General features: G+C 40.9%; 17 protein-coding genes. All 17 read right to left on the bottom strand.

From position 1 onward, the window contains the following. Positions 1-40 precede the first annotated feature (40 nt). Positions 41-367, bottom strand: coding sequence for a preprotein translocase subunit YajC (gene yajC, locus I2F76_RS05440; protein ID WP_003004444.1), 327 nt, complete (start codon positions 365-367; stop codon positions 41-43). Between the two features lie 156 nt (positions 368-523). Beyond that, positions 524-769 (bottom strand): hypothetical protein, encoded by a 246-nt coding sequence (locus I2F76_RS05435; RefSeq protein WP_003009969.1) that lies wholly within the window; start codon positions 767-769, stop codon positions 524-526. A 225-nt stretch (positions 770-994) separates the two neighbouring features. After that, positions 995-3,124, bottom strand: a complete 2,130-nt coding sequence (locus I2F76_RS05430) for an AAA family ATPase (RefSeq protein ID WP_023919529.1) — start codon at positions 3,122-3,124, stop codon at positions 995-997. 355 nt (positions 3,125-3,479) lie between these two features. Then, positions 3,480-3,779, bottom strand: a complete 300-nt coding sequence (locus I2F76_RS05425) for a hypothetical protein (protein ID WP_024056353.1) — start codon at positions 3,777-3,779, stop codon at positions 3,480-3,482. An 18-nt stretch (positions 3,780-3,797) separates the two neighbouring features. Continuing rightward, a complete protein-coding gene (locus tag I2F76_RS05420) occupies positions 3,798-4,178 on the bottom strand; it encodes a hypothetical protein (protein WP_024056354.1) in 381 nt (126 codons plus the stop codon). Continuing rightward, positions 4,157-5,752: a hypothetical protein gene (locus I2F76_RS05415; RefSeq protein WP_070448949.1), complete on the bottom strand. Its 1,596-nt coding sequence runs from the start codon at positions 5,750-5,752 to the stop codon at positions 4,157-4,159. The genes I2F76_RS05420 and I2F76_RS05415 overlap by 22 nt, the downstream gene beginning before the upstream one ends. Beyond that, entirely contained in the window at positions 5,742-6,137 is a 396-nt protein-coding gene (locus I2F76_RS05410; RefSeq protein WP_024056357.1) for a DUF1310 family protein, read from the bottom strand. The genes I2F76_RS05415 and I2F76_RS05410 overlap by 11 nt, the downstream gene beginning before the upstream one ends. Positions 6,138-6,300: 163 nt before the next feature. Next, positions 6,301-6,687 carry a DUF1310 family protein gene (locus tag I2F76_RS05405; protein WP_024056358.1) on the bottom strand — a complete coding sequence of 129 codons (387 nt, stop codon included), beginning with the start codon at positions 6,685-6,687 and terminating at the stop codon, positions 6,301-6,303. A 14-nt stretch (positions 6,688-6,701) separates the two neighbouring features. Then, complete coding sequence (locus tag I2F76_RS05400) at positions 6,702-7,109, bottom strand: DUF1310 family protein (protein ID WP_024056359.1); 408 nt, start codon at positions 7,107-7,109, stop codon at positions 6,702-6,704. Between the two features lie 19 nt (positions 7,110-7,128). After that, the gene (locus I2F76_RS05395) at positions 7,129-7,527 is read right to left on the bottom strand and encodes a DUF1310 family protein (RefSeq protein WP_070448947.1); all 399 of its coding nucleotides are present in this window, start codon (positions 7,525-7,527) and stop codon (positions 7,129-7,131) included. Between the two features lie 105 nt (positions 7,528-7,632). Continuing rightward, the gene (locus tag I2F76_RS05390; protein WP_049507565.1) at positions 7,633-8,397 is read right to left on the bottom strand and encodes an amino acid ABC transporter ATP-binding protein; all 765 of its coding nucleotides are present in this window, start codon (positions 8,395-8,397) and stop codon (positions 7,633-7,635) included. Positions 8,398-8,416: 19 nt separating this feature from the next. Beyond that, on the bottom strand, positions 8,417-9,103 hold the full coding sequence (locus tag I2F76_RS05385) for an amino acid ABC transporter permease (protein ID WP_003004305.1): 687 nt from the start codon (positions 9,101-9,103) through the stop codon (positions 8,417-8,419). Positions 9,104-9,106: 3 nt separating this feature from the next. Beyond that, entirely contained in the window at positions 9,107-9,799 is a 693-nt protein-coding gene (locus I2F76_RS05380; RefSeq protein WP_049507562.1) for an amino acid ABC transporter permease, read from the bottom strand. A 66-nt stretch (positions 9,800-9,865) separates the two neighbouring features. After that, entirely contained in the window at positions 9,866-10,744 is an 879-nt protein-coding gene (locus tag I2F76_RS05375; protein WP_155169342.1) for a transporter substrate-binding domain-containing protein, read from the bottom strand. A gap of 27 nt (positions 10,745-10,771) precedes the next feature. Next, positions 10,772-11,773 (bottom strand): uroporphyrinogen decarboxylase family protein, encoded by a 1,002-nt coding sequence (locus I2F76_RS05370; RefSeq protein ID WP_195487400.1) that lies wholly within the window; start codon positions 11,771-11,773, stop codon positions 10,772-10,774. A 99-nt stretch (positions 11,774-11,872) separates the two neighbouring features. Further along, on the bottom strand, positions 11,873-12,073 hold the full coding sequence (locus tag I2F76_RS05365) for a hypothetical protein (RefSeq protein ID WP_006595041.1): 201 nt from the start codon (positions 12,071-12,073) through the stop codon (positions 11,873-11,875). 18 nt (positions 12,074-12,091) lie between these two features. After that, on the bottom strand, positions 12,092-13,102 hold the full coding sequence (locus I2F76_RS05360) for a uroporphyrinogen decarboxylase family protein (protein WP_416385348.1): 1,011 nt from the start codon (positions 13,100-13,102) through the stop codon (positions 12,092-12,094). Between the last annotated feature and the right edge of the window lie 228 nt (positions 13,103-13,330).

The following is a 13,330-nucleotide window of genomic DNA, read 5'->3' as shown; positions in this document are numbered from 1 at the left end:
TTGCCCACCAAAAAAGAGGCCTTTGCCTCTTCTTTGATGATTATTCTTCGATGGCTGAATCGGCATCTGAGCTAGCGCCTTCTGTAGCAGTAGCTGAGATTCCTTCTGATACAGGAAGAACTGTTTTGATCGCTCCCAATTCAAAGGTCAGGTAGACACCATCAACATCCAAGACAACGGTCTTGCGATCTGTATCGACTTCATCGATGGTTCCGTACAAGCCACCAATCGTGATGACTTCATTTCCTTTTTGAAGTTTATTCAAACTTTCCATCCGTTTTTGGTACTGTTTCTTTTGGCTACGGCTCATGAAGTACATCAAACCGACCATAAGAACGAGCATAATTAGCAAACTTCCGCCTTGCATATGTTTCTCCTTTAATTTTCATATATGCTATACTATATCAAATTTCGCCCGTCTTTTCAAGTTTCCCCATCCTCTTCAAGCAAAATCAGACCTCAGTCTCAGAGAGGAGGCAAGTTTTGATGAAAAAGAAAAAAACCACGAAAAGTGGGCTACTGACTAGTCAATCGTAATGCCATACTTTTCATGATTCTCATCATACCAATCAATCAAGGCCAAAGCCGTTTGATAGGTAATATTTTTGATTTTACTCGTTCCCTTCGTCAAAGTCGCTAGGCTCATTTTGCTGATGTTTGTTTCAGTTGCGACACGATAGCTCGTCAAGCGACCGTCAACCATCAGTTGAACAACGGCTTCCACTTTTCTGTATTCGGGAGTTGAGTAGATATCAATTGTATTGCTCATCTTACTTCCATTCCTCAAATTTTATTCTTGTATAGATTATATACTTATTTTCTTTATTTATTAATAATTTTGCTCAAATTGGATTAATTTCACTAATTATTGATGTTTTTTTAGCCCAAATAGGGTATTTTTCGCCTCATACGGCGAATAATTTCCCCCAGGTGGGAAGAAAAAATAAAGACTGCTATATGATAGCAGTCTCTATTTTTCACAAACTAATTCGCCTTAGTCTGCTTGTTTATCAGTGTTTTCTTCCTTCTTTGTGTCTTTTTCTCTGATCACAAGGACACCATCTTCCATGTCTGCTTCGAGATGTTTGGCATCCAAGTTATCCAAGTGGAAGTCTGTGACTTTGTCACGGATTTGTTGTTCAACTACCCGACGGAGTGGACGAACACCCATCACTTCATCATAACCTTCTTCAGTCATATATTCTTTAGCTGCATCGCTCACTGCCAAGTCGATTTCTTTCTTAGAAAGGGTCTTATTGACATCTACCAACATCAAATCAACAATCTTAGAAAGGTCTTCCTTGCTCAAGTGTGAGAATTCAATGACAGCGTTGAAACGGTTCAAGAATTCTGGACGGAAGTAAGGTTTCAAACGATCCATGAGTTCTGGTTTATCCGCATCTTCTGTCAAGTTAGCTTCGTAACCAAAGCCAGCGTTTGAAGTGGCGATAATCACAGTGTTCTTGAAGTTGACCGTGTTCCCTTGACCATCTGTCAAACGACCATCATCCAAGACTTGAAGGAGAAGGGTGATCACTTGAGGATCTGCCTTTTCAATTTCATCGAGAAGGACGATTGAGTAAGGGTTACGGCGAACACGTTCTGTCAAAGTATTGCTATTGTCATCGTAACCAACATAACCAGCAGTTGTACCAATCAATTTAGAAACGGCTGTGCGGTCGCTGTATTCTGACATGTCCAAACGGATGATGGCATCTTTGGTTCCGAACATATCAAGAGCCAATTGTTTAGCCAATTCAGTCTTACCGACACCAGTAGGACCTACAAAGAGGAAGCTACCGATTGGACGGTTCCCTTCGTCAAATCCTGCACGGTTACGACGGATGGCACGTGCCACTGCTTCAACGGCTTTATCTTGACCGATAACCTTGGTTTGCAAACGGTGACCCATATCTTTCAAACGTTCGATATCAGTTGCACCCATTTGAGACACTGGGATACCCGTCATCCGTTCTACTGATTCAGCCACATCGTTGATTGTTGCAGTTACCTTATGGTCTTCTGTATGGTTTTCAATTTTCTTTTCAAGCTCTTCGATACGAACTTTTGCTTTCAAAGCTGCTTCGTAATCTTCTTTAGCCGCAGCTTCTTCTTGTTTGGTTTTTTCTTCTTCAATTTCATGTTCCACAGCATGGACATCTGTTACTGGATGTTGAGCCGCCAAGTGAGCAGCTGTTACATCGACCAAGTCAATGGCCTTATCAGGCAAGCTACGTTGTGGAATGTATTGGATAGAATAATCAACTGCTGCTTTCAAAACTTCATCTGGCAAGATGACATTGTGGTGTTTTTCATAAAGATCACGGATCCCTTGGAGAATCTTGAAAGTATCTTCAGCTGATGGAGCATTGACTTTCACTTCGTTGAAACGACGAGCAAGAGCTGCATTCTTCAAGATAGTGTTACGGTATTCATCTTGAGTCGTTGCACCAATGACTGTCAATTCCCCACGTGAAAGAGCAGGTTTGATGATATCCGCAAGACCTTTAGAGCCTTGACCATCACCTGTGCTACCTGCACCAAGGATTTGATGGATTTCATCAAAGAAGAGAATAACATTTCCCATAGCTTTGACTTCTTGGATCAGATTTTGAATATTTTCTTCAAAGCTACCACGGTATTGCGTACCAGCTTCTAGACCAGAAATATCAATCGAGATGATTTCTTTATTCTTGATAGCAGCTGGAACATCCCCGTTCACAATAGCTTGTGCCAAACCTTCTACAACTGCTGTTTTACCAACACCGGCATCCCCTACAAGGACAGGGTTGTTCTTGGTACGACGAGACAAGATTTCAGCAGTTTCTTGAATTTCTTTATTACGTCCGATGACCGGATCCAATTTTCCTTCACGAGCTTCTTCGGTCAAGTTGCGACCAAGTTTTGCAAGGATCCCATCTTGTTTCATTCCTTTACCTTGATGGTGTTGCACTTGCTCGCTTCCTTCATTTGGAAGTTGACCAGTTTGGCGGTAAATAGCGAATTCTTCTGGTGTCACTTCACGACCGTTGATCATGTAGCGACGGCTTTCAGAACGAAAACCACCCATGTTTCCCATTAGTTGATTGAAAAGATCATCCATATTGTTAAAGTTGTTGTTCATATTGTATACCTCTAATTTACATAATTTTAATTCATTCTTGAAAATTAGCAGACCAATTGGCTGCTGTTTGATTGTTTACATAATTTAAATTCATTTATATAATAATAGCCCTACAGGCTAACAGTTTCTATTTTTCCTTTTATCAATTAGTTGTCTTAATTCTGGAAATAGCATATCACCATCTCCTTTCCACTATTGATCTTGTAAACCAGTAGGTTTTTCAACCTCTTTTTGTTTACATAAATTATTATAACGCAGACTGAATTCTTTGTCAACACTTTTTTACATAATTTTTTAAATTTATTAAAAAAATCTGGAGTCACTCCAGATTCTATATTTAAATAGAAGTTCTTGGCTAGATAGATTTAAATTTACCAGCTTTTTCTTGAATAACCGTCTGTACGTTTTTAGCAAATTGACCCACCATGGACTGATCCAGTTGTTTTCCAACTACCTGGACGTCTTCTTCAGCTACTGTTGTAATCGCAGTCAATCCATCATTGTAACGTTTCTCAACTCCTGCCTTGCAGGCCAATAAAATGGGCGCATAGACAACACGGATTAAATCTTTTTCAAGTTTCTTTCGGCTTTCGATGATCCTCATCTTATCTTTCATATCTAAATCAAAGAAATCTTTGACTGGACTATCACCCATACTTCCTCCTCTTCTATACTATGAAACTTTATCTTGTGCAAACTCCTCTTCCAGTTGGCGTCTATCTTTCCGGTAGGATTGCCATAAATTCTCTTCCTCGATTTCGATCTGTTTTAAGGCTACTTGTGCAGCTTCTCTAGCTTCGAGATCATACTCTTCGATACAGCGATGGAGGGACTCCCATTCACAACTGCTATCAATCTCCTGCTGTTGTAAAAAGGAAGCTGCCATCGCATACTCTTCTTCCAGCATCTGGGTGAAGAGCTGCTGTTTTCTTTCCACTAGGCAACGCTTTTCATCTAGCTCCAAGCGCGCTTTTTGGAACTCTCTTTCCAAGTGATCTAGTTTCTTTTCCTTTTTTGAAAGAGTAGATGAAATTAATAAGCTAGTTGTTCCCACTGGTTCATTTCTCCTGCTATTTTTTGATCTTTTGCTTTTAAGAGCTCAATTCCTGTATTCACTTGCTCGTTTAAAGCATGAAATTCATTCGATAAGGACTGATATGCAGCCAAACGATTGTCGAACCTTTCTCTTACTTGAGTGACAACTGTTTGCCTTGTTGCACCAGCCTGTGCATAGGCCTCTTCTACTTCGGAAAGATTGAGAATGAAGCCTTTCGGAACGGTCTGTAATACTTTCTCCAAAGCTTCTAAATCTGTATCCAGTCGTGCCTTAGATTTCTGAGCTTGCTCCAGCCCTTCATCCACTACTCGAATCAGCTCATCAGAAGCCAAGCGTGCCTGCAAGGCATCGAGATAGATTTGTTCACTTGAACTCAGTCCACCACCTGTTTTTTGTAATTTATCCTTTAGGCGATAGTAAACCTTCATCCGCTCTTCAATGATTTCCTTGCGAGTGATGGCTTCCGTTCCCTTTTCAAGAACCAAATTCCCATCCTTATCATAGATATAACCATGCATCATGTGCTGCAGGCCAGTATTTATCAAATTTTTAGTTTTGAGGTGCTTGACAATCCCACTGGATTCCTTGCTTCCAGAATCCTGATAGCCCAAGCTAACCAAATCTTTATGGTCAATGTGGTTGTAAATTTTGTACTTCAGCGAATCTATACGCGCTTTTTGCTCGGGTGTTAAAATAGGATAGGCATTAGGGCCATTGTATAGATGGACAGTCCCAATATGAGAAGCTTCCTCTTCCGTCAAACAGGCAAGCGCATACTGAATATTCATAGACCCCAGAGAGTGACCGTATAGATCGATCTTGGCATTGGGGTATTTTCGGATCACCTCTTTCAAATGAGCTGCAGCATCTTTAAACTGCGGAGGCGGGAAAGTACCGTTTTCATCATTGTATTTTTTTAAAAAAGCAGCTCCCATTAAAGCAGGAAATTTAACCTGTTCTTCGGCTGTTCTTTCTGCAAAAAAGCCGACCGCATCTGATGCTTTTTCCTGTATGAAATTGCTGACAGGATTGTCCATCGCTTTTTGTATGAACCTACCTAAGGGAGTGGCCTCCGGTGGAAGATTAACAGATGTAGGAATAATTGCATCTTCAAAAGCTTCTACAGCATTGTTAAAACCATTTTTAGCCTTATCTCGCGCATAATTCTTCGCATATTCTGTTGCATACTCGCTTGCACCACCAGGGTTCAAAATATTGGAAGCTGCTGGCAAATCTGTCCCTACCCAATCTGTAAATGTATCATGGAGTAATTTTTGTGTACTTATTTCAGTTTCAGATCCCTTCATCAAAACTGTCACATCATGGATTTGGGCGCGATCTTCATCAGAAGCAGAATAGGGGACTGGATCTTGTTCAACCCCCTTGCCACTATCCGTTAGTACAAAGACCTGTTCTTCATTGCCATTTACACTATCATAGATGTGAGCTAAGTTACCAATATAATCATCTCCATCGTTAATAGAATAATCTTGACCCATTTCTAACGGTTGATATTCCAATAAGGATGTTTTCTGATGTTGAAGATCCGAAAAATTAGAATTAATGACCATCACTTTCTCCTCTTATTAGTCTCGTTAACTTTTTTGGCATCCCAGACGCTGCAACGGTATATTCCCCAGAATCTTCCTCTTGAACTGTCATATTGATTATTAATGTATCATCATTGTTAATGACTACCTCTAGAATCAGTCCTCCCATTGGGTTATATTTTAATTTGTCTTTTAAAATCCTATAAGTCTTTATTTTCCCATTTGGAGTTAATGCCTCTGGATCCTGTTTTTTTAAATATTTTTCAATCGCCACTTTCATTTGCTTACTCTCTGCGATTTGAATCATTTCTTGTTTTTTTGCAGATTGTCCATTAAAAAAGCTACAGCCTCCTAAGCTCAGGCTAAATACTACCATTATCAACACAATAAATTTACTTTTTTTCATTTCTTCCCGTTTCTTTTTCTAGTTTTCTTAAAATTTATTATACAAAATTCCATCAACGTCTGAAATGTTACTTTTGTTAAAAAACATTGCCAAAAGGTTACAAGCACTAACTATTGATGTAACATACCAGCTTTGATTCAGAAAATGTTTCTGGTTACCTATTTTAATTGTTGGTTAATAAATCACTTAACTCCTCTGTTTTCCCAAAATAGGTCTCTTCATATTTCCCTGTAGTAGCATCTTCTTGTATAGTTGTGCTCAAAACTAACTTATCATCATTATTTATGACTATTTTTACTAATAGTCCTCCCATTGGATTATAATCTAAATCATCTTTAGAAATTTTATACGTTTTAATTTTTCCTTCTGGTGTAAGTGCTTTTGGATCTAATTTTTTTAACATATTCTCAATCGCCACTTTCATCTTCTTGCTCTCTGCGATCTGAATCATTTCTTGTTTCTTTGTAGCTTGTCCGGTAATAAGACTGCATCCTCCTAGAAATAGCCCTGACAGAATCATGATTACGGTCATACTGTATCTTTTTTTCATTCTCTTGCAATTCCTTATTTATCGTTTACTAATTTCTTGGATAATTCCCCTGAAATGACTACTCCATTCTGTTCCATATGACCATCAGACTCTTGGGTTAAGGTTGTCGTAATGGTTAAATTCTCATCCTCATTAACCATCATTTCTATCGTCAAACCTCCCATGGGATGAGATCTCAGCCGGTGGATATTAATTTTATATGACTTCACAATCCCCTCCGCTGTCAAGGCATTGGGATCTTCTTGTCTCAATATATTTTCGAGAACTCTTTTTGATTGCTTACTCTCTGCAATCTCTAGCATTTCTCTTCGTTGCTCTGATCGTCCGGTAGTAAGACTACATCCTCCTAGGCACAAAGTGGTTAGCAATAACCATAACGTCCCTATTATTTTAGTTCTCATATTTTCCTTTGATGCTTCCATGAATGACTCCACTATGAATTTATTTCCCAGTCTCTTCTGCTTTACTTAACAGATCATCTAATTTTGCTGAAATACCGTAACTACCTGCTTCGAACTGTCCTGAATCTTCCATTTGAATAGTCGTATCGATCGTTAACTTTTTATCGCCATTGATCACGAGATAAACATTCATCCCTCCCATTGGATTGTATTCCAATTCACCTTTTATCAGGGTATAGGAGTGAATGACTCCTTCTGAAGTGAAAGCTTTCGGATCGATACTGATTAACAAGTGTCTTATCGCTCGCTCCATTTTCGTGCTTTCTGCAATCTGAATCATTTCTCTTCTCTCAGCAGCTTTATCCGTAAAAAGACTGCAACCTCCTAGAAACAAAGTCAGTAAGAATAGTAGTACAAATCGTTGTTTTTTATCAGTCATATTTCCCTCTCACTTATATTATTCGTAATGATTTTTAAAAAATGAGCTAATTTTTAAATTTTTTCCAGAATCCAAAAAACACACCCTTACTAGGTGTGCCTCTTGTTAAATCATGTATTCGACACTATAAGTGGCGTCGGATAAAATCCGTGAAAGGAATTGTTTGGTTCGCTCTTCCTTTGGACTGTTGAAGAATTCATGGGGCTCATTTTCTTCAATGATATGCCCGCCATCCATAAAGATGACATGATTAGCCACATCACGCGCAAAGCTCATCTCATGCGTTACGACAACCATGGTCACTCCTTCTTGGGCTAGCTGTTTCATGACATCTAAGACATCCCCAACCAACTCTGGGTCCAGTGCTGAAGTCGGCTCGTCCAGCAAGATCACATCTGGTTTCACTGCAATGGCACGTGCGATTCCGATCCGTTGCTGCTGACCACCTGATAATTGAGAAGGATAGTAATCCTTATAAGCGAGGAGACCAACTTTTTCAAGGGCGGATTCCGCCCGTCGGATGGCTTCTTCTTTTGGAATCTTACGAGCTACAACCAGGCCTTCTAAGATATTTTCAAGAGCTGTTTTGTTGGCAAAGAGATTATAATGCTGGAAGACAAAGGCTGTCTTTTGGCGGATTTCTAGAATCTCTTTTTTGCTAAGTTTTGAGAGGTCATATTCTTTTCCACCTAGGGTTAGGTGGCCTGTGTCTGCCTTTTCCAAGTGGTTGAGGCAACGAAGGAAAGTTGTTTTTCCTGATCCAGATGGGCCCAAAATGACGACAACGTCCCCTTGATTAACCTTGAGATTGACATCTACCAGGACCTGATGGTCCTTAAATTTTTTCGATACGTGTTCTACTTCTAACATCTTCTTATTTCTCCTTCTTCTAAGCGAGTGTCAGGCGTTTTTCCAAGAGGTTGAATCCCCACTGAATCACCCCACAAATGACAATATAAAGAATAAAAATCACGAGATAGGATTCAAAATATTGATAACCATAAGAGGCTTCGACCTTGGCAATGGCGGTGATATCCTTGATGGTCATGACAAAGACAAGGGAGGTTCCTTTGACCAAGTTGATAACCAAGTTACACAAATTGGGCAGGGCTGAACGCAGGGCTTGGGGAAAAACAATGCGGATATAGGCTTGGCGATTGGTCAAACCAATGGCTTGCGCTGCTTCTAGCTGGCCCTTATCCACGGTCAGGATGGCTGAGCGTAGAATTTCAGCCAGACTCCCTGTAGTCATCAAGCTAAAGATGATAAAGGCATAGTAAATGGGATTGATCTCAAAGACATTAAAGTGACTGCCAATACTCTTAAAAAAGCTATTCAAGAGGCTGGGAAAGAGACTATAAAAGAAGAGAATCAAGAGAATCGGAGGCGTCGCGCGAATAAAAGCCAAGTAAACCACTGAGAAACTGCGAACCCCTTTGACCTTATAGATCTGACCGAGCGCCAAAAAGAGGGCTGGAAAAAAACTCAAGAGAATCGACACGACCATGATCAGAAGGGTCACTGGAACACCACCCAAGGTGGCTAGAAATGTTTTACTAATAAAATTGAAATCCATAAGCTACCTTTCTGTTACACTGAGTCGTTTCTCAAGGAGTTGAGCGGAGAGGGAGATCACAAGGGCAATTGCCCAGTAGATCACTGCTACGGCTGTATACGTTTCGAGGGAATAATTCCCAAGATTGCGACTGATCAAGTTGTTTCCTGCTCCCATGATATCGATAAAGCCAATAGTATAAGCCAAAGCGGCATCGCGCATGAGGTTTAAGATGGCAGTCGTCATATTTGGAAGAGCCACACGAAAGGCTTGGGGAAGGACAATCCGCCAAATGGTTTGAGCCGGCGTCAAGCCGATACTCAAGCCCGCTTCCATCTGACCTTTTGGAATGGCCAAATAGGCTGCCTTGAAAACCTCAGAGATCATCGCGGCAAAGAGAAGAAACATGGCAACAAGGACAAAGACAAACTTGGACCAGTGGTCAATGTCAATGCCCAACCACCAGTTCAAAAATTGGGGAAGTCCATAAAAGACCAAAAAGAGCAAGACAATCGGAGGAGTACAACGCAAAATAAAGACATAGCCTTTTGCCAGACCTGCTCCTACCTTATCTTCTGATACTTGTGCCCAGGTCAAAACCAAGCCAAATGCAGAACCGAGAACCGTCGTTAAAACCATCAAAGCTAGGGTCGCTGGTAGGGCTTGGACCAAGGTTGGAAGAAATGACCAGACCTTGGAAATGTCGTATGAGACCATGTTTCTTTTCCTTTCTGTATCCATATAGAAATAAGGAAGCTGGGGCTATGCGCACCCAGTTCCATCTTATTTCTCTTTATCTACATAACTGAAGACATCTTCACCGAAATATTTTTTCGACAATTTAGCAAGTGTCCCATCTTTTTCCAATTCTTTGATGGCCTTGCTGTATGCTTCCGCAAATTTTTCGTTTTTCTTATCCTTATGGATCAATGGGTAAGTTGGAATTCCTTTGTAGGCAAACCAGCTCAGTTTGTCCGCATATTGGTGGTAAGAACCATCTTTATCTGTGACAGCTTTTTCAAAGGAAAGTTTGATATCAAAGAAGGCATCGTAACGTCCTTCAAGAACCCAAGCATAGGCATCTGCGACTTTGAAAGATTCCGCAGCTGTTAATTCGATTTGTTGGTCCTTATGCTTTTCATTGTATTCTTTAATAACATTCCATTGTGCATTTTGTGGTGAAATTGGAACCAATTTTCCTTTTTCTTTAGCGAAGTCATCGATGTTCTTGTATTTATTCGCATCTTCTTTCCGGACGGTAAATCCGATGATACTTGCTCCGATTGGTTCTTTTGGAATGATAAATTTCTTGGCACGTTCTTCGGTATACCAAGCTCCTTTGGTTCCGATATCGTATTTACCAGATTCTAGACCAATCAAGAGATCGTCATCACTTGTTCCGGTGTACTCAAACTTGTAGTCTGGTAGTTTTTCGTCAATGGCTTTGAGAACGGCTACTTCATAGCCATCTGACTCTCCTTTTTCATCAACGAAATCATACGGTACATAGTTTTGAGTGTGGGCTACTTTCAAGGTTGTCACCTTGTTCGATCCTGTTGAGCCTCTGCTGTCGTTTGCATGGTTCAAGCTCCGTCCAAGAATGGTTGCACCTGCAATGGCAAGCACTGCCACCCCACCGATAATCCATGTTTTTTTACTCATACTCTGTTCTCCCTCTTTCTATTTTCCTTATTCTGCTGCAGCTTCACGAACCCATTCGATTCGTTCTTCATCAATGTCACTTGGAATCGTACAATCGGCACCAATGACCAAACCTGTGGTTCCTGTTTCTGCGATGATGCGTTTGGTTTCTGCTTGGATCGCAGCCTTATCTCCTGTGTAAAGAAGACCATTTTTGCCATTTTCAAAACCACCAAGAACCGTGCGTCCACCGAAGATTTCGCGTCCTTCTGCTAGGCTGATGCCTTCTGGTCCAACTGCCCAGTTAATGACTTGGGCTGGGTAGCCTGTGAAGAGATGGATATCATTGCGAGCTCCTTCGTAGCCACAGATATGAAGGATATTTACGCCACCGGCTTCATTGGCTGCCTCTAAGACATGGAGTTCACTCGGTGCAATACTATTTTTATAAACTTCTTGGCTCACGCGCGCATCTTGGATGCTTTGAACACTGAGGTAGATCCCGTCTGCCCCTGCTTCTTTGATGATTCGTTGGCTCAAACTTGCAATATCTTGGCCAATCGTATCCAATACTTTTTTAAGAGTTGCTGCATCTTGATCGATAAAGTTTGCGATCAAGTCATCTCCTCCCGAAACTTCTCCGACCAACCATTTGAAGTAGGTCACTGGAGCAAAGATATTGTAGATAGCCACAATGTCTTCTTCAAAACCAGCACGGATTTTTTTAACGAGCTCTACTTGCTCTGTGATCCATGGATGATCGGCTCCAAGCGGTTCAATCCCTGCTAAATCTGAGATGTTTTCAAGGCCTTTGTGAATAGCTGGATTTGGATAAGCAAAGTAACCATCGCTCATAAGTTTGACAAAGTCTGGTTTGACCTTGTGAAGAAAGTTTTTATGGCCATTGAGATTTTTTTCAATAATTTCCGGATTGGAAAATCCTTTCAACCATTCTTCTTCTGTTGTAAAATGATGCCAAAATCCAACTGGCACACGGTCAACTGCTTCTCCTTTAAAAGCTTTTAAGACTAATTCTCTTTTTGATGACATGTTCTTACCTCGTTCTAATCTTTTCTTGTTTGTTATCTTATCACTTCGATAATTGTTTGACTAATATATATTTTTTATCAAGCCCTTCATCTTTTTTTATCACTGATCTTCTAGGAGCAGGACTCCTGCTAGATCAGACGGGCGAATGAGGGAGAGACTATGAGCTGGAATTTTCTCCAGTCTTTCCACATCCGGATCCGTTTTGCTTTCCTCTTGACTGCTAGCGGCAGCAACTTTTGCGAGTCCTAGGACTAGGAATAAAGCTACCAGCATCAGACACCAAATATTGATTTTTTTCATCTCCCTCTCCTTTCTCTTTTATAAGACAGCTGCTTGGCGCACCCAATCAAGACGTTCCAATTGGAAATCGTCTGGCACGGTGCAGTCTGCTCCAAGGATCAAACCGCGACTTCCAGCTTCTGCCACCAAGCGACGGGTTTCTTGCTCGATAGTTGCTCGTTCCCCTTGGTAGAGCAAGCCTTTCTTACCATTGACAAAGCCACCCAAGACGGCGCGATTGCCAAAGAGCTTGCGCCCCTCTGCTAAGCTGATCCCTTCATGATGGGTCGCCCAGTTGATAACCTGAGCTGGATAATCCTTGAAGAGTTCCACTTCATTGCTAGCTCCTTCAAAGCCACAGATATGAAGGATATTGATGCCACCCGCTTCATTGGCCGCTTCTAGGACAGCGATACTGCTCGGTTCAATAATCTTGCGGTATTCTTCATCTGTCACTCGCTCATCTTGGACCTGCTGGGTTGAGAAGTAAATCCCTTCAACACCTGCTTCTTGGATCAAGCGGCGACTTAAAGTAGCGATGTCTCCTGCAATCACGTCAAGGACATGAGCTAAAGTTTCTGGATCCTCCTTGATAAAGTCTGTAATCACTTGGTCTCCACGGGATTGATCCGTACGGAACCAGCGTTTCAAATAAGAAATAGGCGAGAAGATATTGTAGAAAGAAGCAATCTCTTCATGGAAATGAGAACGAATCTCCTTGACCACTTCAATTTGTTTTTCAATCCAAGGATGATGCTCCCCGATGGGCTGAATATCCTTCAATTCTTTGATTGATGTGATCTCTTTCGAATAAAGTGCACTCGGATAGCGGAAAAAGCCATCGCTCATGATCTTGACAAAATCAGGTGAAATCTCTTCTACATAGTGTTGGTGTCCTTTAATACTTTTTTCAACTACAGCCGGATTGTCTAGCCCCAATTCTTTTTCTTCTTGGGTCACATAATGGAGCCAAAATCCTACAGGGATTCGCTCTACTGCTTCGCCTCGAATGGCACGAAGAACCAATTCTTTTTTACTCATACTGTACATCCTCCTCAATATTTCTCCAACAGAAAGATTGACTGCTTCCCTTCTGGAATTTGTAACCATGATATCACCTCGAAAAGTAGCTGACTAATATATTTTCCCTATCAAGGCCTTAAAATTTCTTTATTAAGAAAGGTATCAAAAAAACGCAAGTCCTTGAAAATAGGGACTTGCGGGTATCTTTCTTTATTGTTTCATTTTAGAAGAAAAGGACCGCTTTGATCTTTTCTT

Source organism: Streptococcus parasanguinis, assembly GCF_015557775.1.
In the GTDB taxonomy this organism is placed as follows: domain Bacteria; phylum Bacillota; class Bacilli; order Lactobacillales; family Streptococcaceae; genus Streptococcus; species Streptococcus parasanguinis_AA.
This window is presented reverse-complemented; position numbering and strand designations above follow the sequence as displayed.